General features: G+C 54.0%; 23 protein-coding genes. All 23 read left to right on the top strand.

Features of this window, described 5'->3' with window-relative positions:
- Positions 1 to 105: 105 nt before the first annotated feature.
- The 23 genes from RC74_RS19935 (at position 106) to RC74_RS19830 (ending at position 21,590) form a co-directional block, all read left to right on the top strand.
- Positions 106 to 867 (top strand): hypothetical protein, encoded by a 762-nt coding sequence (locus RC74_RS19935; protein ID WP_062628374.1) that lies wholly within the window; start codon positions 106 to 108, stop codon positions 865 to 867.
- A gap of 232 nt (positions 868 to 1,099) precedes the next feature.
- Entirely contained in the window at positions 1,100 to 1,465 is a 366-nt protein-coding gene (locus RC74_RS19930) for an NADH-quinone oxidoreductase subunit A (RefSeq protein ID WP_039000547.1), read from the top strand.
- Complete coding sequence (locus RC74_RS19925) at positions 1,456 to 1,989, top strand: NuoB/complex I 20 kDa subunit family protein (protein WP_039000546.1); 534 nt, start codon at positions 1,456 to 1,458, stop codon at positions 1,987 to 1,989. The genes RC74_RS19930 and RC74_RS19925 overlap by 10 nt, the downstream gene beginning before the upstream one ends.
- A 5-nt stretch (positions 1,990 to 1,994) precedes the next feature.
- Positions 1,995 to 2,606 (top strand): NADH-quinone oxidoreductase subunit C, encoded by a 612-nt coding sequence (locus RC74_RS19920; protein WP_039000545.1) that lies wholly within the window; start codon positions 1,995 to 1,997, stop codon positions 2,604 to 2,606.
- Between the two features lie 2 nt (positions 2,607 to 2,608).
- The gene (locus RC74_RS19915; RefSeq protein WP_039000544.1) at positions 2,609 to 3,508 is read left to right on the top strand and encodes a sulfotransferase; all 900 of its coding nucleotides are present in this window, start codon (positions 2,609 to 2,611) and stop codon (positions 3,506 to 3,508) included.
- 3 nt (positions 3,509 to 3,511) lie between these two features.
- A complete protein-coding gene (locus tag RC74_RS19910) occupies positions 3,512 to 4,720 on the top strand; it encodes an NADH-quinone oxidoreductase subunit D (protein WP_039000543.1) in 1,209 nt (402 codons plus the stop codon).
- Positions 4,720 to 5,775, top strand: a complete 1,056-nt coding sequence (gene nuoE, locus RC74_RS19905) for an NADH-quinone oxidoreductase subunit NuoE (protein WP_039000541.1) — start codon at positions 4,720 to 4,722, stop codon at positions 5,773 to 5,775. The genes RC74_RS19910 and nuoE overlap by 1 nt, the downstream gene beginning before the upstream one ends.
- A gap of 147 nt (positions 5,776 to 5,922) precedes the next feature.
- Entirely contained in the window at positions 5,923 to 6,642 is a 720-nt protein-coding gene (locus RC74_RS23235; RefSeq protein ID WP_052274624.1) for a hypothetical protein, read from the top strand.
- Positions 6,643 to 6,645: 3 nt separating this feature from the next.
- Complete coding sequence (locus RC74_RS19895) at positions 6,646 to 6,870, top strand: DUF5337 domain-containing protein (protein ID WP_039000540.1); 225 nt, start codon at positions 6,646 to 6,648, stop codon at positions 6,868 to 6,870.
- Between the two features lie 39 nt (positions 6,871 to 6,909).
- Entirely contained in the window at positions 6,910 to 8,205 is a 1,296-nt protein-coding gene (gene nuoF / locus RC74_RS19890; RefSeq protein ID WP_039000574.1) for an NADH-quinone oxidoreductase subunit NuoF, read from the top strand.
- A 5-nt stretch (positions 8,206 to 8,210) separates the two neighbouring features.
- Positions 8,211 to 10,229, top strand: a complete 2,019-nt coding sequence (gene nuoG, locus RC74_RS19885; protein WP_039000538.1) for an NADH-quinone oxidoreductase subunit NuoG — start codon at positions 8,211 to 8,213, stop codon at positions 10,227 to 10,229.
- On the top strand, positions 10,229 to 10,642 hold the full coding sequence (locus RC74_RS19880) for a hypothetical protein (protein WP_179946747.1): 414 nt from the start codon (positions 10,229 to 10,231) through the stop codon (positions 10,640 to 10,642). The genes nuoG and RC74_RS19880 overlap by 1 nt, the downstream gene beginning before the upstream one ends.
- A 6-nt stretch (positions 10,643 to 10,648) precedes the next feature.
- Complete coding sequence (gene nuoH, locus RC74_RS19875) at positions 10,649 to 11,686, top strand: NADH-quinone oxidoreductase subunit NuoH (protein ID WP_039000537.1); 1,038 nt, start codon at positions 10,649 to 10,651, stop codon at positions 11,684 to 11,686.
- Between the two features lie 4 nt (positions 11,687 to 11,690).
- Positions 11,691 to 12,182, top strand: a complete 492-nt coding sequence (gene nuoI, locus RC74_RS19870) for an NADH-quinone oxidoreductase subunit NuoI (RefSeq protein WP_039000536.1) — start codon at positions 11,691 to 11,693, stop codon at positions 12,180 to 12,182.
- Positions 12,183 to 12,252: 70 nt separating this feature from the next.
- Complete coding sequence (locus RC74_RS19865; RefSeq protein ID WP_039000535.1) at positions 12,253 to 12,870, top strand: NADH-quinone oxidoreductase subunit J; 618 nt, start codon at positions 12,253 to 12,255, stop codon at positions 12,868 to 12,870.
- Complete coding sequence (locus RC74_RS22400; protein WP_156477532.1) at positions 12,867 to 12,959, top strand: LPXTG cell wall anchor domain-containing protein; 93 nt, start codon at positions 12,867 to 12,869, stop codon at positions 12,957 to 12,959. The genes RC74_RS19865 and RC74_RS22400 overlap by 4 nt, the downstream gene beginning before the upstream one ends.
- A 3-nt stretch (positions 12,960 to 12,962) precedes the next feature.
- Positions 12,963 to 13,268, top strand: a complete 306-nt coding sequence (gene nuoK, locus RC74_RS19860; RefSeq protein WP_039000533.1) for an NADH-quinone oxidoreductase subunit NuoK — start codon at positions 12,963 to 12,965, stop codon at positions 13,266 to 13,268.
- A gap of 6 nt (positions 13,269 to 13,274) precedes the next feature.
- A complete protein-coding gene (gene nuoL / locus RC74_RS19855) occupies positions 13,275 to 15,374 on the top strand; it encodes an NADH-quinone oxidoreductase subunit L (RefSeq protein WP_039000532.1) in 2,100 nt (699 codons plus the stop codon).
- A 2-nt stretch (positions 15,375 to 15,376) separates the two neighbouring features.
- Positions 15,377 to 16,918 carry an NADH-quinone oxidoreductase subunit M gene (locus tag RC74_RS19850; protein ID WP_039000531.1) on the top strand — a complete coding sequence of 514 codons (1,542 nt, stop codon included), beginning with the start codon at positions 15,377 to 15,379 and terminating at the stop codon, positions 16,916 to 16,918.
- Between the two features lie 11 nt (positions 16,919 to 16,929).
- Positions 16,930 to 18,369, top strand: coding sequence for an NADH-quinone oxidoreductase subunit NuoN (nuoN, locus tag RC74_RS19845; RefSeq protein ID WP_039000530.1), 1,440 nt, complete (start codon positions 16,930 to 16,932; stop codon positions 18,367 to 18,369).
- A gap of 10 nt (positions 18,370 to 18,379) precedes the next feature.
- On the top strand, positions 18,380 to 19,129 hold the full coding sequence (locus tag RC74_RS19840; protein ID WP_039000528.1) for a biotin--[acetyl-CoA-carboxylase] ligase: 750 nt from the start codon (positions 18,380 to 18,382) through the stop codon (positions 19,127 to 19,129).
- An 8-nt stretch (positions 19,130 to 19,137) separates the two neighbouring features.
- The gene (locus RC74_RS19835; RefSeq protein ID WP_039000527.1) at positions 19,138 to 19,917 is read left to right on the top strand and encodes a type III pantothenate kinase; all 780 of its coding nucleotides are present in this window, start codon (positions 19,138 to 19,140) and stop codon (positions 19,915 to 19,917) included.
- Complete coding sequence (locus RC74_RS19830) at positions 19,914 to 21,590, top strand: ribonuclease J (protein ID WP_039000526.1); 1,677 nt, start codon at positions 19,914 to 19,916, stop codon at positions 21,588 to 21,590. The genes RC74_RS19835 and RC74_RS19830 overlap by 4 nt, the downstream gene beginning before the upstream one ends.
- Positions 21,591 to 21,673 lie beyond the last annotated feature (83 nt).

The following is a 21,673-nucleotide window of genomic DNA, read 5'->3' as shown; positions in this document are numbered from 1 at the left end:
AATTGGTGACGGGCGATGAAATGGATGTTGAGTTTTCCTCTAGGGATGTTTGTTGGGTAGGTTCTAGCACTTGGCCTCACTTGGGTTTTGGGCGATTTATGGGGCTTGGAAGATGTCGTTGGCGCGGAACGCCCAAGACTTTTAGTGTTCCTAGGGGCGGCTGGTGTCACTCTCTTAGCCTCCCATATAGCCGTTAAAGGCGTGGTCGCGGGAATTGAGAACCAACAAAAAATGGCGGCGGAGGCGCGCCGACGAAGGTTTGCCGCGGCACGCGCTTTTTTACCGCCAGCACTTAGCCAAATATACGCAACATGCGACGTTGCACTCTTGGAACTGCTAGCTGGCAATCCAAATAGGTTGGAAAATGTACTGAAGCCCGCCGTTGATCGGGAACCAAGAGACCAAAAATGGAAAAAGCTCGAACTGGTCACAGCGATTTCAGAGGAAGCCAGAACTACGTTGCGTGAAACATTAGAAGTCACGGATGATCCCAAATTTCACAAATTGTTGGTGGAAATAATTCGAGAGCACCAGATTGCGAGATCGTCTCTCCTTGATCTAACCATGCCGGGAAATGGAGTGCATTTCGAGTTTGGCCGCAACAGGGAATTGCTTGTTATGTGGATTTATCTTCAGTTGCTTGTTGGAATCGCGTTGGATTTTTCGCGCAGTGATAGTGAGCTTTTTACTATTGTTGAGGATGAGCAAGACTTTATTGGGATAATGAAATTTAGGATAACCAACTTTCTTTCGAAGCATAAGGAAGACAATGGAGTTCCTGCAAAAACGCCAGAAGAAGTTGAAAGATTATTTAGATCCGAACTAGGGATTTACAGTCGTGCGCTTGTTCGGGAGTTCCAGACTTAGCGTACACCTAATTGATTGCTGCTCCAGTGATTAGTTGCCACCCTTAATTCTGACTTTTTTTGTTGGGTACTCTCTCCCGTAGGGCGGGCGACGAGATTTCAAGTCTCTGTGACAATTAATCCGCTTAAACAAGCACAAAGAGTGTGTCGCGTTGGTTGACCAAGCCATTAGGCAAGAGTAAACCACCATGAGCTAAAAGGCATAAATCAACACGCCTTCAAAGGAGCCAAACGTGGAAGAGCTACTTTCAGAATACCTCCCCATCCTTGTTTTCTTGGCGATTGCCGTTGCGTTGGGGATCGTTTTGATTCTCGCGGCGGTGATCCTTGCGGTAAGGAATCCCGACCCTGAAAAAGTGAGTGCGTATGAATGTGGCTTTAATGCCTTTGACGACGCGCGGATGAAATTTGATGTGCGGTTCTATCTTGTCGCCATTTTGTTCATCATTTTCGACCTTGAGATTGCGTTTCTGTTCCCTTGGGCGGTGGCGTTTAAGGATGTCGGGATGGTTGGGTTTTGGTCGATGATGGTGTTCCTTGGGGTTCTGACCATCGGCTTTGCCTATGAATGGAAGAAGGGGGCGCTGGAATGGGCCTAAGTACAGCACAAAACACGGCGGGCGTTGATAAAGACGTGGCGGCCGCAGCTCTGAATGCGGAGCTTCAAGATAAAGGCTTTTTGCTCACGTCGTCCGAGGATATTATCAATTGGGCCCGCACAGGCTCGCTGCACTGGATGACCTTCGGGTTGGCCTGTTGTGCGGTTGAGATGATGCACACCGCGATGCCGCGTTATGATGTTGAGCGCTATGGTTTTGCGCCGCGCGCCAGCCCGCGCCAGTCGGACGTGATGATTGTGGCGGGGACGCTGACCAATAAAATGGCCCCTGCATTGCGCAAAGTTTACGACCAGATGCCCGAACCCCGCTATGTGATCTCGATGGGATCCTGTGCGAATGGCGGCGGCTATTATCACTATTCCTATTCGGTTGTGCGCGGATGTGACCGCATCGTACCGGTTGATATCTATGTTCCGGGATGCCCACCGTCCGCCGAGGCGTTGCTCTATGGTATCCTGCAATTGCAACGCAAAATCCGCCGTACTGGCACGATCGTAAGGTAGGCCTGATGTCTGAAGCTCTGAATGAACTTGGTGCGCTCCTTGAGTTAAACCGTCCCGATTGCGTGATTTCCTATGCGGTTGAGCACGGCGAATTGACGGTAAACGTTGCCCCTGCGGCGCTTGTGGGTCTGGTGGAATACCTTAAATCAGATCGCAATTGCCGTTTTTCGACCTTGGTTGATATCACGGCCGTTGATTACCCAAGTCGCGAAAAGCGGTTTGATATGGTGTATCATTTCCTCTCGATGTACCAAAACCACCGCATCCGTTTGCGTGTAATGGTGCGCGAGGACGAGATGGTGCCGTCGATCGTTCCTGTCTATCCTGCGGCGAATTGGTTTGAACGCGAAGTCTATGACATGTTCGGCATTCTGTTTGCGGGGCACCCCGATTTGCGCCGTATTTTGACGGACTACGGGTTTCGCGGCTTTCCGCTGCGCAAGGATTTCCCGACAACGGGCTATACCGAAGTGCGGTACGACGAAGTTGAAAAACGCGTTGTCTATGAGCCGGTAAGCCTCGTGCAGGAATACCGTCAATTTGACTTCATGTCGCCATGGGAGGGTGCGGAATACATCCTGCCGGGGGATGAAAAATCACCTGAGGCTAAAGGCTAATAATGGCGCAAGAGGCGACACTTTTGTACGGGGTAGGAGCGACCAAGTCTGGCACGACTTGGCTGCACGACTATCTTGTGTCGCATCCGCAAGCCGTGACGCCACCACGCAAAGAACTGCATTATTTCGACAGCCTGTCGGGGGAAGTTGCGTTTTCCCTCGAAGGGATGCAGGCAACCATCGGTTCTGAAATCCAATCGTTGCAAGATCGCTTGTCCAAAGCCCCCGCCGATAAAAAACGCCCCATTTTGCGCCGCATTGGCCGCTTGGAAGATTTGCGCGCGATATATGTGCAGGGCGGCTCCGAGGGGCTTGAGACCTACCGCCGGTATTTCGCGTCTGAAATTGCTCGCACGGGGGCCAAGGTTGCCACCGATATCACGCCTTCCTATGGCATGTTGTCGGATACGTGGTTTGCGCGCCTTGTCACGGCCATGCCGGTCACGCGGTTCGTTTACGTTATGCGGGATCCCGTGGATCGTTTGTGGTCCAACATTCGGATGAATTCCAATAAAAAAGCCAAGGAAGGCGAGTCCGTTGCCGAGCTTTGCATGAATACGGTTGATCGCCTGCTTGTGAAGGGTCGCCATGGCACGCTTGAGCGGAGCAACTATGCGGCGACCCTTGATAAGCTGGAGCGGCATGTGCCCGAAAGCAATCGCTTGGTGATGTTTTTTGAGAATATGTTCTCGCAAAACATGATGGATGCTTTCTGTAAGTTTTTGGGTATTTCGGAACATCCTGCGAAGGTCGGTCGCCCGTCCTATGTTGGCATTGCTTTAAGACTTGATGACGCACGACGCCGAGGGCTCGCTGAGCTGCTCGCGCCACAATACGCTGCCGTAGAAGCGCGTTTCGGGGCTCTTCCCGACCGCTGGCAGCAGAATATGACGAAGGTGTAAGATATGGACGGAAATTTCGAAGACGCGCTTACGGGCGAACAGAAAATCCGCAACTTCAACATCAACTTTGGGCCCCAGCACCCTGCGGCTCACGGCGTGTTGCGTCTTGTTCTGGAGCTTGACGGCGAGATTGTTGAGCGCTGTGATCCCCATATTGGCTTGCTGCATCGTGGCACCGAAAAGCTGATGGAAAGCCGCACCTATCTGCAAAATCTGCCGTATTTCGACCGGTTGGATTATGTGGCGCCGATGAACCAAGAACACGCATGGTGTTTGGCGATTGAGAAGCTGACGGGCACGGTTGTGCCGCGTCGCGCCAGCCTGATCCGTGTGCTCTATTCCGAAATTGGCCGTATCCTTAGCCACCTGTTGAACACCACAACACAGGCGATGGACGTTGGCGCCCTTACGCCGCCACTTTGGGGGTTTGAAGAGCGCGAAAAGCTGATGGTTTTTTACGAACGGGCCTGTGGCGCACGCCTGCACGCGGCCTATTTCCGCCCCGGTGGCGTACACGTGGATTTGCCCCCTGACCTCATTGAAGACATCGATGCATGGACGCATACTTTCCCGCAAGTCCTTGCGGATATTGATGGATTGCTGACGGAAAACCGTGTGTTTAAACAGCGCAACGTTGATATCGGTGTTATCTCCCAGCAGGACGCCCTTGATTGGGGCTTCTCTGGGGTGATGGTACGCGGGTCTGGCATGGCGTGGGATTTGCGCCGCAGCCAACCCTATGAATGTTACGACGAGTTTGAGTTTGACATTCCGGTCGGCAAAAACGGCGATTGCTATGATCGGTATTTGTGCCGGATGCAGGAAATGCGCGAAAGCATTAAAATCATTCGCCAAGCTTGTGAAAAGCTGCGTAATGAGCCGGGTGATGTGCTCGCACGTGGCAAAATCACGCCACCAAAACGCGGCGATATGAAGACCTCGATGGAGGCGCTCATTCACCACTTTAAACTTTATACCGAAGGGTTCCACGTTCCTGCGGGCGAAATCTATGCCTGTGTTGAAGCGCCAAAAGGCGAATTCGGCGTGTTCCTTGTGGCCGATGGCAGCAACAAACCCTATCGCGCCAAAATCCGCGCACCGGGCTTTTTGCACCTGCAAGCTATGGACTATGTGGCCACGGGCCATCAACTGGCCGATGTGGCCGCAATTATCGGCACGATGGACGTCGTGTTCGGGGAGATCGACCGCTAATGCTTCGCCGTCTACATAAAATCCAACCCGAGAGCTTTGCCTTTACCCCTGAAAATCAGATTTGGGCCGAAGCACAGATGACCAAATTCCCCGAGGGCCGTCAGGCGTCGGCGATCATTCCAATCTTGTGGCGTGCCCAAGAGCAAGAAGGCTGGATCACCCGTCCGGCGATTGAATATGTCTCGGATATGCTTGGCCTTGCGTATATTCGCGGCCTCGAAGTGGCGTCGTTTTACTTTATGTTCCAGCTCCAGCCTGTTGGCTCTTTGGCGCATATCCAGATTTGTGGCACCACGTCTTGCATGATTTGCGGCGCCGAAGATTTGGTTGCTGTTTGCAAGGAACTTATCAGTGAGAAACCGCATGCGCTCTCAGAAGATGGCAAGTTTTCATGGGAAGAAGTTGAGTGCCTTGGTGCCTGCGCGAATGCGCCGATGGCCCAAATCGGCAAGGATTATTACGAGGACCTGACGGCGGATAAATTCCGCGCGTTGATGGCGGACTTTGCGGCGGGTAAAATCCCTGTTCCCGGTCCACAGAATGGCCGTTATGCGGCCGAGCCTTTGTCCGGTTTGACCTCGTTGACGGAATATGACAGCGGCAAAACACAGTATAACGCCAGCGCGCAGCTTGCTGTGGATCATGGCGATACCATTAAGCGGATCGACGGAACCGAAGTGCCGTTGCTCACACCTTGGTTGGGTAAATCCACGACGGCGAAGAAGCCTGCCGCCAAGAAAGCAGAGGCGCCCAAAGTGGCACCTGCGCCAAAGAAGGCCGAAGCTGAATCCACTGTTGTCGCTGAGAAAAAACCGCGCACCATGACCGCGCCGCGCAAAGCAGGTGCGGATGATTTGAAACTGCTCAGTGGTGTGGGACCGAAGCTGGAAACCACGCTCAATGAGCTGGGGTTTTTCCACTTTGACCAAATCGCAAAATGGGGCGCAGAAGAAGTGTCATGGGTTGATGCGCGTCTGAAATTTAAAGGGCGTATCGAACGGGATGGCTGGATAGAGCAGGCGAAAACTTTGGCTGCAGCCGCGGACAAGAAATAGAACTTTCGAAACCTTCCTGAGGTAAGAGACATTAAATGACAAAAACGACTGCATATTCAAACCTTTCCAACATGGCCCTTCGGGGCGGTGCGCGGGGAGGGTATGGTTGTTTGAAGTGTTCTGTAGTCAATTCTAGGGGAGAGTTTTATGTCTGATCGAAACAAAGAGAGCCTGTTTAGTTGTCCCAATCTCTGTTGGATGATTGCCGTGGTTCTCGGTTTTGCCGCCTTTATGGTTGCACTGTCGAAACTAGAGCATGGCGCGTTTATCTCGATGCTGGTTGGGATCGTCGTGTTTTTTGTGGCGGGCTGGCTTTTGGGCAAGTTTTTGTGTTCGGCGTCTGAAGCACCAACTCAAACAGCGACGGCAAAACCTGTCGTGACACCGCAACCCGTTTCTGAAGCGCCAACGGCGTCGGAAGCGCCGGTTGTTGTGGAACTTGACGTGAAGCCATCGCCTTTGGTGCGTGAAGAAAAGCTTGCGACGAGTAAGGCCACGTTGAAAGGCGACGTTGAGAAGCCTACTCCAAAAGCACCTAAAGCCAAGGCTACTCCTGCGGCCCAAAAAACAGTCGTGCCTGAAAACGTGTCGGAGACAAAACCGCGCACGATGAAGGCGCCCCGCAAGGCAGGAGCAGATGATTTGAAACTGCTCAAAGGGGTTGGGCCAAAGCTTGAGCAAACGCTGAACGAGCTTGGATTTTTTCATTACGATCAAGTCGCTAAGTGGAGTGATGCAGAAATTGAATGGGTCGATGCGCGGCTCCGGTTCAAAGGGCGTATTGAGCGCGACGGTTGGATCGAACAAGCAAAAATCCTCGCGGACGGCGGGGAAACGGAATTTTCTACACGCGGTAAAAAGGCGTAAGGAATGGTAAAAAAGGCCCCAAATTCAGAGGGTTCCTCTCAGGCAAAATCGCGTCTCTTGGCGCTGGTGATTGCGGGTTCGGGAATTTTCTGGGTTGTGGGGCAAGCGTTGGGAACAAAACTCGGCTGGACGCAAAGCACGCGTTTGCTGATTGATCTCTTCGCGATGGCGGGCTTCTTTTGGGGGCTGGTTGTTGGACTACAAATTTGGCGCGCGCGCCAGGGTTAATAACGGCTGTGACTTTACAGCAATTGAAGGATGATGCGGATGCTCAAGGATCAAGATCGGATCTTTACCAACCTATACGGCATGCACGATCGCAGCCTTGCGGGCGCGAAAGCGCGCGGCCATTGGGATGGCACGGCGGGTATCATCAAAAAGGGCCGCGATTGGGTTGTGACTGAAGCCAAAGCCTCTGGCCTTCGGGGGCGTGGTGGCGCGGGCTTCCCGACGGGTCTTAAGTGGTCATTCATGCCTAAAGAGAGCGATGGTCGCCCTAGCTATCTGGTGATCAACGCCGATGAATCCGAGCCCGGAACCTGTAAGGACCGCGAGATCATGCGCCATGATCCGCACACATTGATCGAAGGAGCGCTGCTCGCCTCCTTCGCAATGGGGGCCCACGCGTGCTACATCTATATCCGCGGCGAATTTATCCGTGAGCGTGAAGCACTGCAAAGCGCGATTGATGAATGTTATGACGCGGGCCTGCTAGGCAAAAATGCGGCGAAATCCGGTTGGGATTTTGACCTGTATTTGCACCACGGGGCAGGGGCGTATATTTGCGGCGAAGAAACTGCATTGCTCGAAAGTCTTGAGGGCAAAAAAGGCATGCCACGGATGAAGCCACCGTTCCCAGCGGGCGCGGGTCTTTATGGGTGCCCAACAACGGTGAACAACGTGGAGTCGATTGCGGTTATCCCGACGATCCTACGTCGCGGTGCGGATTGGTTTAGCTCAATGGGTCGCCCGAATAATTCGGGGACGAAATTGTTTGGCATTTCGGGCCACGTGAATAACCCCTGTGTGGTTGAGGAAGAAATGTCTATCCCGCTGCGCGAATTGCTCGAAAAACATTGCGGCGGTGTGCGCGGTGGTTGGGACAATCTTAAGGCGGTTATTCCGGGCGGTTCTTCGGTTCCACTGTTGCCAAAAGATGTTGCCGGTGAAGCCTTGATGGATTTTGACTGGCTGCGTGAGCAACGGTCTGGTTTGGGAACGGCGGCCGTCATCGTGATGGACCAAGATACCGACGTGATCAAAGCGATCTGGCGGTTGAGCAAATTCTACAAACACGAGAGTTGTGGCCAATGTACGCCTTGTCGTGAAGGCACGGGCTGGATGATGCGTGTGATGGATCGTTTGGTTAAAGGCACCGCTGAAATTGAAGAAATCGATATGTTGCTTGATGTGACAAAACAAGTTGAGGGCCACACGATTTGTGCGCTCGGCGATGCGGCCGCTTGGCCCATTCAAGGCTTGGTGCGCCACTTCCGCGACGAGATCGAAGACCGCATTAAGCATAAAAGAACCGGTCGCGTCAGCGCCGTGGCGGCGGAGTAAAGAGCATGACAGACCTACGCAAAATCATCATCGACGAAACAGAAGTTGAAGTCGATCCCGCGATGACGCTCATTCAGGCGTGCGAACAAGCTGGCGTGGAAATTCCGCGTTTTTGCTATCACGAGCGCCTGACGATTGCGGGCAACTGTCGCATGTGTCTGGTGGAAGTTGTGGGCGGTCCGCCCAAACCAACGGCCTCTTGTGCGATGCAGGTTAAAGATTTGCGCCCCGGTCCAGAAGGCCAACCGCCCGTTGTGCGCACCAACTCGCCGATGGTCAAAAAGGCCCGCGAAGGTGTGATGGAATTCATGCTGATCAACCACCCGCTGGATTGCCCGATTTGCGACCAAGGCGGTGAGTGCGATTTGCAAGACCAAGCGATGGCCTATGGCATTTCGCAAAACCGCTATAACGAACCAAAACGCGCCTCGGATGACTTGGACTTGGGGCCGCTTGTGGCGACCACAATGACCCGTTGTATTTCCTGCACGCGCTGTGTGCGCTTCACATCCGAAGTCGCGGGTATCTCGCAGATGGGCCAAACGGGCCGTGGCGAAGATGCTGAAATCACAAGCTATTTGAACGAAACCCTCGACAGCAACCTGCAAGGCAACATCATTGATTTGTGCCCTGTTGGCGCGCTGACCTCCAAGCCCTATGCCTTTACCGCGCGGCCTTGGGAGTTGACCAAAACCGAGACCATCGACGTGATGGACGCGCTTGGTAGCAACATCCGCGTGGACACAAAAGGCCGCGAAGTGATGCGCATTTTGCCACGCAACCATGATGGCGTGAATGAAGAGTGGATTTCCGACAAAACCCGTTTTGTGTGGGATGGTTTGCGTCGTCAACGCCTTGATACGCCCTATATTCGTGAAAACGGCAAGTTGCGTAAAGCCAGTTGGGGCGAGGCCCTTGCGGCCGCCGCGGCTGGTCTTAAAGGCAAAAAAGTTGCCGGTATCGTGGGTGATCTTGCGCCTGTGGAAGCGGTTTACGCGCTTAAGAGTATCGTCGACGGCCTTGGTGGCAACATGGAATGCCGCACGGATAACGCGAAATTGCCAGAGGGTAATCGCGCGGGTTATGTGGGAACGGCGACGATCGAGGACTTGGATACAGCCGAGGCGATCATGTTGATCGGCACCAACCCTCGTGTTGAGTCGCCAGTTTTGAACGCACGTATTCGCAAGGCTTGGACCGCAGGGGCCAAAGTCGGCGTCATTGGCGAAGCGGTTGATCTGACGTATGAATACTTCCACCTCGGCACCAGCCGTGCGGATTTGGTCAAACTCAACGAAGGCGATCATGCCGACGCTTTGAGCCGCAAATCGATTGTGGTTATCGGCCAAGGCGCGTTGCAGGAAGCGGATGGCGAAGCGGTTCTTTCCCAAGCGATGAAATTTGCCGAAGCCACCGAAAGCAAGTTCATGGTACTTCACACCGCTGCCGCGCGTGTAGGTGCGATGGACGTGGGGGCCGTGACGGACGGCGGCCTGACGGCGGCGCTTGATGGGGCGGAAGCTGTTTATAATTTGGGCGCCGACGAAGTTGAAATCGCAAAAGGGGCCTTTGTTATCTACCAAGGTTCGCACGGCGATCGCGGCGCACACCGCGCCGATGTGATCCTGCCAAGTGCGGCCTATACGGAAGAGGGCGGCCTGTTTGTGAACACCGAGGGACGTCCACAATTGGCCCATCGCGCCGGATTTGCACCGGGGGAAGCCAAAGAAAACTGGGCGATCTTGCGGGCTTTGTCGGCGGAATTGGGCGCAACATTGCCCTATGATAGCCTTGCAGCGTTGCGGACCGCTTTGATTGCGGACGTGCCGCATCTTGGGGATATCGACGTGGTTGCGGAAAATGCGTGGAAACGCGTGCCGCTGCGCAAACCTGCGAAGGCGGATCTGCGCAATGCGGTGAAGGATTTCTACCTGACCAATCCGATTGCCCGCGCCAGCCAGTTGATGGCCGAACTTTCGGCAAATGCAAAAGCCCGCAATGCAACCGCGGTGGCTGCGGAATAATGACGGGTTTCTTCACACATAAAACGGCCTTGACCCTTGCTCTTGCGGGCGGTGTTTTGGCGGGGTGTGAGGGAAATGACGTACCGCGTGCGGAATTGCCTTTCACGCCCACATATAATGGCATCGAAACCCGCCTTTTGGACGGGGATTTGGTGAGCTTTATTGTGGAAATGGAAGGCGCGCGCGACAACCAAGACGTTGCGGATTATGGAAAATGTGCTGCGGCGCAGTATGCAGTGATCCGTGGATATGGTTTTGCGCGACATGTGCGCACAAACGTGAACGAAGAGGGTGGCATTTGGCGTGGGGATGCTGTTTACACCATCTCAAACGCGTTACCCGATGGTCTGATTACGATCGACGCAGAAGTCGTCGTTGCGGACTGCAAAGAAACTGGGATACCGACGGTGTGAGGATCTATGGCTGAATTTCTATCAACCCCTTGGGGGACTTTCCTCCTCATCATAGCACAATGCCTTGGCGTATTGGCTTTCGTGATGATTTCCTTGCTGTTTTTGGTCTATGGCGACCGGAAAATTTGGGCGGCGGTGCAGATGCGTCGCGGTCCCAATGTTGTGGGGGCGTTTGGCCTTTTGCAATCGGTGGCCGATGCGTTGAAATACGTGGTCAAAGAGGTTGTTGTGCCTGCGGGTGCTGATAAAACGGTCTTCTTCCTCGCGCCCCTAACCAGCTTTGTTTTGGCGATGGTGGCTTGGGCGGTGATCCCGTTCAACGACGGTTGGGTGCTTTCTAATATCAACGTCGCGGTGTTGTTTGTGTTCGCGGTCTCCTCGCTTGAGGTTTACGGCGTGATCATGGGTGGCTGGGCGTCGAACTCCAAATACCCGTTCTTGGGCAGTTTGCGGTCTGCGGCCCAGATGATTTCCTATGAGGTCTCGCTTGGCCTGATCATCATGTCCATCATCATCTCGACCGGTAGCTTGAACTTTAGCGATATCGTGAATGCGCAATCCGGCGATCTTGGGTTGTTCAACTGGTATTGGTTGCCACACTTCCCGATGGTCTTTTTGTTCTTCATCAGTGCCTTGGCGGAAACCAACCGCCCACCGTTCGACCTTCCGGAAGCGGAATCCGAACTGGTTGCTGGCTATCAAGTGGAATATTCCGCGACACCGTTCCTTTTGTTTATGGCGGGTGAATACATCGCGATCTTCTTGATGTGCGCGCTGATTACTCTGTTGTTCTTTGGCGGCTGGTTGTCCCCGATCCCTGGTATCCCTGATGGCGTGCTTTGGATGGTTGGCAAAATGGCGTTCTTCTTCTTCCTCTTCGCGATGGTGAAGGCGATCACGCCACGTTACCGCTATGACCAATTGATGCGCATTGGCTGGAAAGTGTTCCTTCCCATGTCGCTCGCTTGGGTCGTAATCGTTGCCTTCTTGGCACAATTTGGAGCCTTTGGCGGCGCGTATGCCCGCTGGGCAGTAGGGGGCTAAGTCGATGGCTATGGATTATACCCGCGCGGTCAAATATTTCTTCTTGGCGGATTTCGCCAAGGGGATGGCCCTTGGCCTGAAATACTTTTTCGCGCCCAAAGCGACGTTGAACTACCCGCACGAGAAGGGCCCCTTGAGCCCGCGTTTCCGTGGCGAGCATGTTTTGCGCCGCTATCCCAATGGCGAAGAGCGCTGCATCGCGTGTAAATTATGCGAGGCGGTCTGTCCCGCGCAAGCGATCACCATCGACGCCGAACCACGCGAGGACGGCAGCCGCCGCACCACGCGCTATGACATCGATATGACCAAATGCATCTATTGCGGCTTCTGCCAAGAGGCGTGCCCCGTGGATGCGGTTGTTGAAGGGCCGAATTTTGAATTCTCGACCGAAACCCGCGAAGAGCTGTTTTACGACAAAGAAAAACTGCTCGCGAATGGGGACCGTTGGGAAGCAGAAATTGCTCGCAACCTCGAAATTGACGCGCCTTACCGGTAGGCCGTCCCACGACACCGCCCCTTGAGGGCACATCAAAGTCCCGAATGGGGACAGGAAGAAGGACAGTAAAATGGGCATTGTTGATTTCGCCTTTTATGTCTTTGCCATAACAACTGTTGCGGCGGGGCTGTTTGTGGTTGTGTCGCGCAACCCTGTGCACTCGGTGCTTTGGCTGATCCTTGCGTTCCTGTCGACGGCAGGACTTTTTGTGATCCTCGGTGCGGAATTCGTGGCGATGCTTCTGGTGATCGTTTACGTTGGCGCGGTGGCCGTGCTGTTCCTGTTTGTGGTGATGATGCTTGATGTGGACTTTGCTGAGTTGCGGGGGGGGATGGCCAAGTTTGTGCCGTTTGCTTTGCTGATTGGCGTTGTTTTGTTGATGGAACTCGGACTTGCGATTGGCGTTTGGAATGCAGCGGACACCGCTGAAGCCGCGCGCGCTGCCGTGACGCCCAACCCAAGTGACGTGCAAAATACGGCCGCATTGGGGCAACTTATCTATGACGATTACATCTACCTGTTTCAGGCCTCGGGTCTGATTTTGCTGGTGGCGATGATTGGCGCGATTGTGCTGACGATGCGTCATCGTCCGGATGTGAAACGCCAAAACGTGTTGGAACAGATGCATCGTGATCCGGCGAAGGCAATGAAAGTTGTCGACGTGAAACCGGGGCAGGGTTTGCTGTGAATTTATGGCTGGTTATCGGTGTTGCGATGATTGCCTTTGGACTGGCGGTGCGTTGGTATCGCAAGAAGAACGAGAAAGACGAGGACTGAAATATGGTCGGACTTGAACATTATCTCGCGGTGGCGGCGGCGTTATTCGTCATCGGTATTTTCGGGCTTTTCCTGAATCGCAAGAACGTCATCGTCATTTTGATGTCGATTGAGCTTATGCTGCTTGCGGTCAATATCAACTTTGTCGCGTTCTCAAGTTATTTGGGCGATCTTGTCGGGCAGGTGTTTACGCTGTTTGTCCTGACGGTTGCCGCCGCTGAGGCCGCGATTGGCCTTGCGATCCTTGTCTGCTTCTTCCGCAACCGCGGCACGATCGCGGTCGAAGATGTCAACGTGATGAAGGGCTAGCGCATCATGGAAAAAATCATTCTTTTTGCACCGCTCGTCAGCGCGCTTATCGCGGGTTTTGGCTGGCGTTATATCGGCGAGAAGGGCGCGCAATATTTGACAACGGGTCTGTTGTTTCTTGCGGCCTTCCTCAGCTGGATCATTTTCTTCACGTTTGATGGCGAAACGCGCTATATCCACATTCTCGACTGGGTTCAGTCTGGCAGCCTTGATGTGGCGTGGGCCATTCGCTTGGATCGCCTCACCGCGTTGATGTTGATCGTTGTGACAACGGTTTCGAGCGTCGTTCACCTTTATTCCATTGGCTATATGGACAATGATCCGGCATGGAAAGTTGGCGAAAGCTACAAGCCACGCTTCTTTGCCTATTTGAGCTTCTTTACCTTCACCATGCTCATGTTGGTGACAGCCAATAACCTTCTCCAAATGTTCTTTGGTTGGGAAGGCGTTGGGGTTGCCTCCTATTTGCTGATTGGTTTCTACTACCGCAAGCCTTCGGCAAATGCGGCGGCGATGAAAGCCTTTATCGTCAACCGTGTCGGGGACTTTGGCTTCCTGCTCGGGATTTTCGGTCTGTTCTATCTGACAGATAGTATCTCGTTTGACGAAATCTTCACGGCGGCGCCTAAGCTTGCTGAGACGCAACTTCATTTCCTCTGGACCGAGTGGAATGCGGCCAACCTGTTGGCGTTCCTCTTGTTCATTGGTGCGATGGGTAAATCGGCCCAGTTGTTCCTGCACACATGGCTTCCCGACGCGATGGAAGGTCCAACACCTGTTTCGGCGCTGATCCACGCGGCGACGATGGTTACTGCCGGTGTTTTCCTTGTGTGTCGCATGTCCCCGTTGATGGAATTTGCACCAGACGCCACCACATTTATCGTTATCATTGGGGCAACCACGGCGTTCTTTGCGGCGACCGTTGGTCTTGTGCAGAACGACATCAAACGCGTTATCGCTTATTCCACCTGTTCGCAGCTTGGCTATATGTTTGTGGCGGCGGGTGTTGGCGCTTACTCGGCGGCGATGTTCCACTTGTTTACACACGCGTTCTTTAAAGCGATGTTGTTCCTTGGCGCTGGCTCTGTGATCCACGCGATGCACCACGAACAAGACATGCGCAATTTTGGCGGTCTTCGTAAGAAGATCCCGATGACCTATTACGCGATGTTGATCGGCACTCTGGCCATTACCGGTGTCGGCGTTCCCCTTACTACTATCGGTTTCGCTGGGTTCCTGTCCAAGGATGCGATTATTGAAAGCGCATGGGGCGCGCAAAATGGCGTCGGCATGTATGCCTTCTGGATGCTGGTAATTGCGGCCTTTATGACAAGTTTCTACAGCTGGCGTTTGATGTTCATGACTTTCTTTGGCGAAGCGCGTGGCGACAAGCACACGCATGAGCATGCGCATGAAAGCCCGATGGTGATGTTGATTCCACTCGGTGTACTCGCTCTTGGGGCGGTGTTCTCGGGGATGATTTGGTTTGGTAGCTTCTTTGGCGACCACGATCAGGTCAATAAGTTCTGGGGTGTGCCAACGCATGAAGTTGTGGCAACTGAGGGCCACGCAGAAGAAGCGGATACACATGCAGAACCCGCAACCGAGGCTGCTCCTGAAGCTGAACATGTTGTTGCGGCAGGTTGGACCAAAGGGCAGGGCGCACTTTACGTTAGCCCCGACAATCATGTGGTGGACAACGCACACCACGCGCCTAAATGGGTCAAAGTTTCGCCCTTCATCGCGATGATGCTCGGCCTTGGATTGGCGTATCTGTTCTATATCGTAAATCCGAAGCTTCCAGTTAGTTTGGCAAAGACAAACCAGCCTATCTATCTGTTCCTGCTTAACAAATGGTACTTTGACGAAATATACGACGTGCTCTTTGTGCGCAGCAGCAAAGCAATAGGCCGTTTCTTCTGGAAGGTGGGCGATATGAAAATTATCGACGGGGGTCTTAACGGACTCGCCATGGGGATCATCCCCTTCTTTACCCGCCTCGCAGGGCGCGCCCAGTCGGGTTACCTGTTCCACTACGCGCTGGCTATGGTGCTCGGTTTGGTGGTGTTAATCACTTGGATGACAATCAGCGGAGGGGCTGAATAATTATGGAAAACCTTCTTTCCATCGTCACTTTTGTTCCGCTTTTGGGCGCGCTCGTTTTGGCGCTGTTCCTTCGGGGTGACGACGCCTTTGCCCAACGCAATGCGAAATTGGTGGCGCTGGCCACAACCACTGCGACGTTCCTGTTGTCCCTCGGTGTCCTGACTGGATTTGATGCTTCAAACACAGGTTTCCAATTCGTTGAAGAATCTCAATGGATTATGGGCCTATCCTATAAAATGGGTGTGGATGGCATTTCGCTTCTCTTTGTGATGCTGACCACGTTCCTGATGCCTTTGGTGATCCTGTCCTGCTGGAGTGTAACCACTAAAGTTAAAGACTATATGATCGCTTTCTTGCTCCTTGAAACGCTGATGCTCGGTGTGTTCATGGCGCTTGACCTGATCCTGTTCTACGTCTTCTTTGAGGCGGGTCTTATCCCGATGTTCCTCATCGTGGGGATTTGGGGTGGCAAGGATCGCATTTATGCGGCGTTCAAATTCTTCCTCTATACGTTCTTTGGGTCTGTTCTCATGCTGGTCGCGATGATCGCCATGTATCTGGATGCTGGCACAACGGATATCGTGCAGCTTCTGACCCATGATTTCGCGTCTGAAACCATCCAAGTTCTCGGGTTTAGCATTGTCGGCGGCATGCAAACGCTTCTGTTCCTTGCCTTCTTTGCCAGTTTCGCGGTGAAAATGCCGATGTGGCCTGTGCACACTTGGCTTCCTGACGCACACGTTCAAGCGCCGACTGCGGGTTCTGTTGTTCTGGCGGCGATCCTGCTGAAAATGGGCGGCTATGGCTTCCTGCGGTTTAGCCTTCCGATGTTCCCTGTTGGTGCCGAGCATATGACAAATTTTGTCTTTACGCTTTCTGCCATCGCGATTGTCTACACGAGCCTCGTGGCCCTCGTTCAAACCGACATGAAGAAGCTGATTGCCTATTCCTCGGTTGCGCACATGGGGTATGTGACGATGGGGATTTTTGCGGCGAACCAACAGGGCATTGACGGCGCGATCTTCCAAATGATCTCGCACGGCTTTATCTCTGGCGCGCTCTTCCTCTGTGTGGGCGTGATTTATGACCGCATGCACACACGTGATATCGCGGCATACGGTGGACTTGTGAACCGGATGCCAGCCTATGCGTTGATCTTCATGTTCTTCACGATGGCGAACGTTGGCCTTCCAGGGACGTCTGGCTTTATCGGGGAATTCCTCGTGCTTGTCGGCGTGTTCCAAGTCAACACTTGGGCGGCTATGATTGCGGCTTCTGGCGTGATCTTCTCGGCGGCCTACGCTTTGTGGCTTTATCGTCGGGTCGTTATGGGCGAGTTGCTCAAGGAGAGCCTCAAGTCTATCACGGACATGACGCGCCTAGAAAAAACGATCTTTGCCCCACTGGTTGCCATGACGATCTTGCTCGGGGTTTACCCAAGCCTCGTTACCGATCTTATTGGCCCCTCCGTTGAGGCGCTTGTCACCAATTACCACGCTGCTCTGCCTGCTTTGGCGGAAGCTGGCGCAGCAGTTACACACTAAAGGTGGGTCCGATGCTTTCTGCAGATATCTCCGTAGTTCTCCCAGAGATCGTCTTGGCCGTTTTTGCCATGGGGGCGCTGATGTTTGGCGTCTTCACCAAAAAAGACGAGGCCGGCCCCTCTATCCTTTGGGCGGCGGCCATTGTTATGGTGGTTCTTGGCCTCTGGATTTTTTCCGCGGGCGAGGGGGCAAGCACGGCCTTCAACGAAGCCTTTATTGATGACGCATTCTCGCGCTATGCAAAGGTTGTGATCCTGTGGTCCGCCGCTGCCATCTTGGTGATGGGGCAGGGCTACATGACCAAAAACGACCTGCTGCGCTTTGAGTATCCAGTTTTGATTGCGCTTGCGACTGTGGGCATGATGATGATGGTGTCCGCGGGCGATCTGATGGCGCTTTATATCGGTCTCGAGCTACAATCGCTGTCGCTTTATGTCGTGGCTTCGCTGCGCCGTGACTCGGTTAAGTCCACCGAAGCTGGCTTGAAGTATTTCGTGCTTGGCGCGCTCTCCTCGGGTTTGCTGCTGTATGGCTCGTCCCTCGTTTACGGCTTCTCTGGGACAACAGTTTTCTCCGACATTCTCGCGTCAGTTCAGGGCGAACATTTGCCGATTGGCATGCTTATTGGTCTCGTGTTTATCGTGTCTGGTTTGGCGTTCAAAGTTTCGGCAGTGCCGTTCCACATGTGGACCCCTGATGTCTATGAAGGTTCGCCCACTCCTGTTACTGCGTTTTTTGCCACGGCGCCCAAAGTGGCGGCAATGGGCTTGTTTGCCCGCGTGGTTTTTGATGCTTTTGGCAATACCATCGGCGATTGGAGCCAGATCATCGCGTTGATCTCGGTGCTTTCCATGTTCCTCGGCGCGATTGCCGCGATTGGTCAAACCAACATCAAACGCCTGATGGCGTATAGTTCCATCGCACATATGGGTTTTGCCCTTATGGGGTTGGCGGCTGGAACGGTTGAAGGTGTTCAGGCGATGCTCATTTATATGACCATCTATGTCACCATGAACGTCGGAACATTCGCGTTCATCCTGATGATGCAACGCGATGGCAAACCCGTGACGGACATCAAAAGCCTGAACCGATATGCCACTCAAGAGCCACTGCGCGCCCTTGCACTTTTGGTCCTTATGTTCAGCCTCGCAGGCGTCCCCCCTATGGTTGGTTTCTTTGGTAAACTGGCGGTGCTCCAAGCGGCGGTGTCGTCGGGCATGGCGTGGCTTGCAATTGCGGGTGTGATCGCTTCAGTGATTGGCGCGTTCTATTACCTGCGCATCGTTTATTACATGTACTTTGGCGAAGAAGTAGATCCGCTTGATCGCGTATCTTCGCCCGTTCTCTGGGGATTGTTGATGGCATCAGCCGCGATTATGGTTGTTGGAATGGTCAATCTTTTTGGCATCGAACCCCTCGCAAATGCGGCTGCGGCGGCTCTTGTCAAGTAAGGCGCCCCTCATGTCGGCCTGGCCTGCGGGCTATGGCCGACACATCCTCGCAAGTGTGGACAGCACGCTCAACGAGGCGGCGCGGCTTGCGTCAAAACTAGCAGCCCCCACGTGGATTCTTGCCCATGAACAAACCGGTGCACGGGGCCGTCGCGGACGCGCGTGGTCTATGCCAAAAGGCAACTTCGCCGCCACCCTCACCATGCGCCCGAACGAGCCTCCGGCAATCGTGGCTTTACGCAGTTTTGTGGCGTCGCTCGCCCTTTTTGACGCCCTAGTTGATTGCACCGGACGGGCCGAACCTTTTGCCCTCAAATGGCCGAATGACGTTTTGCTCAATGGGGGAAAGCTCGCGGGTATCCTCCTTGAAAGCTCAACCCAGCCCGATGGAACAACACCGCTCTCTATCGGCATCGGCGTCAACCTTGTGGCCGCTCCAAGCAAGGACGACGTTGAGGAGGGGGCTCTCGCACCCGTCGACCTATTGAGTGAAACGGGCGCACGTGTGACCCCTGAAGAATTCCTTGAACTACTCGCCGTGAGCTATGCCCGCTGGGAAAACAGCTTTACGACCTATGGTTTTGCCCCGACCCGCGAAGCATGGCTGGCGCGGGCCGCGCGTTTGGGCGAACCTATTCGCGCCCGCACCACAAACGACGAGCTTTTCGGCACATTTGAAACCATTGATGACGATGGTAAACTTATACTCCTGACCTCTTCAGGGCGGCACGCTATTCCTGCGGCTGATGTATTCTTTTAGGAGGCCCAATGCTTCTTGCGATTGATTGCGGCAATACAAATACGGTTTTTTCAATTTGGGACGGGGAGAAATTCCTCGCGACGTGGCGCTGTTCCACAGAACACCAACGCACGGCGGACCAATATTACGTGTGGCTTGCCACCCTCATGCAAATGCGCAAACTTGAGGTTGAGATCACCGATGTGATCATCAGCTCCACCGTGCCGCGCGTGGTTTTTAACCTGCGTGTGTTCACGGATCGTTATTTCAACACCCGTCCGATCGTGGTGGGCAAACCCGAGTGCCTCCTGCCGGTCGCCGTGCGGGTTGATGCGGGAACCGCCGTTGGACCTGATCGGCTTGTGAATACCGTTTCCGGCTTTGACCTTTATGGCGGTGACCTGATCATCGTGGACTTTGGCACCGCGACCACCTTTGATGTGGTTGACCAAGATGGCGCCTATATCGGCGGTGTTATTTCGCCAGGTGTAAACCTGAGCCTTGAGGCGCTTTCCCAAGCCGCCGCCGCCCTCCCTCACGTGGATGTGACCAAACCCGCCAAAGTTATTGGCACAAACACTGTTGCCTGCATGCAGTCAGGCATTTTTTGGGGTTACGTTGGATTGGTGAACGGGATATGCGAACAGATTAAAGCCGAGTTTGGCCGTGAGATGAAAGTTATCTCGACTGGCGGACTCGCCCCCTTATTTCAACAGGGCCACGCGCTCTTTGACCACTTCGAAGATGATCTCACCATGCATGGTTTGACTGTCATCCACAAATACAACAAGGATACCCAATCCAAATGAGCAGAGATCGTCTGATCTACCTCCCCCTTGGCGGCGCCGGTGAAATCGGTATGAACGCCTATGTATACGGTTACGGCCCCAAGGGCCGCGAACGTCTTATTCTCGTCGACCTCGGCGTGACTTTCCCTGATATGGACAGCACCCCAGGTGTTGACCTGATCATGCCCGACATCACGTGGCTTGAGAAAAACAAAGATCGCCTAGAGGCGGTTTTCATCACCCACGCCCACGAAGACCACATCGGCGGTATCGCCCATATGTGGCGCAAACTTGGTGCGCCGGTTGTTTATGCGCGGGTCTTTACGGCCCACCACGCACGCCGCAAAATGGAAGAGCAGGGCGCGGATCCGAGCGCCGTCAACACCGTTCCGGTCTATCCTGCCGTCACGGAAGCGGGGCCGTTTAAGGTGTCCTTCTTCCCCGTCGCGCACTCGATTCCCGAAAGTTCGGGCCTCGTAATCGACACACCTGCAGGTCGTATCGTGCACACGGGCGACTTCAAGCTCGACGAAACACCTGTTTTGGGCGAAGCCTTTGATCCCAAACTCTGGGCCGAGATCGCCAAACCTGGCGTCAAAGCTCTGGTCTGTGACTCAACGAATGTGTTTTCCGTCAAAGCGGGCCGTTCCGAGGCCACTGTTGGCCCAGAAATTGAGCGCCTCATCGGTGAATCCGCGGGTATGGTTGTTGCGACGACTTTCGCGAGCAACGTTGCGCGTTTGAAAACGCTTGCGCTCGCAGGGCAGCGGTCCGGACGTTCGGTTGTGCTGTTGGGACGCGCCATGCGTCGCATGGTGCAGGCGGGTATGGAAACCGGTTTGCTCAAGGATTTCCCAACGGTTATTCCTGTTGAAGAAGCCCGCGAAATTCCCCGCAACAACCTGTTATTGTTGGCCACGGGATCACAGGGCGAACGCCGTGCCGCCGTCGCGCAACTCTCGCGCGGAAAGTACCTCGGGATGTCGATGAAAGAGGGCGACACGTTGTTGTTCTCGTCTAAAACTATCCCCGGAAATGAACGCGGCGTGATCTCGATCATGAATGCGTTCTCGGAAATGGGCGTTGATATTGTGGACGACGACGATGGCCTTTACCATGTGTCCGGCCACGCCAATCGGCCAGATATTGAACGCACACATGAAGTTTTCAAGCCACAAATGTTGATCCCGATGCACGGTGAACACCGCCATTTGCGCCAACACGCAAAACTTGGTGAAGCGCGCGGCATTGCGAGCCTTGTTGCGGTGAACGGAATGATGGTCGATTTTGCTGGAAACCGTCCCTCCGTTGTCGAATATATTGATACAGGCCGTACCTATCTCGATGGCTCCGTGAAAATCGGCGCAATGGACGGGGTTGTGCGGGAACGCATTCGCATGGCGCTGCATGGGCACGTGATGGTTAATGTCATTATCGACGAGGATGACACGCCGCTTGGCGAGCCATGGGTCGAGACGATGGGCCTTCCCCGCAACGGCACAAGCAATGCAGAATTGGTTGAAGTGCTTGAGGGTGATCTTACGCAGGTGATGATGCGCATGGACGACAAAACGCTTTTGGACGACGATAAAATCGAAGAGCAAATCCGTCGCGCGACACGTATGACCACACAGAACGAAGTTGGCAAAAAGGCAGAAGTGACTGTTGTTGTGAGCCGTTTGATGGGGGCTTAGCCCCCTCTCGACCAACTTAAGGGCTAAGAGTTAAAAAAAGGGCGGTCGCATGGCCCGCCCTTTTTTATTTGGTTTTATTTAGG

This window comes from Falsihalocynthiibacter arcticus (genome assembly GCF_000812665.2).
Classification (GTDB): Bacteria; Pseudomonadota; Alphaproteobacteria; order Rhodobacterales; family Rhodobacteraceae; genus Falsihalocynthiibacter; species Falsihalocynthiibacter arcticus.
The sequence above is the reverse complement of the archived record's forward strand: the minus strand, read 5'-3'. Positions and strand labels throughout refer to the sequence as shown.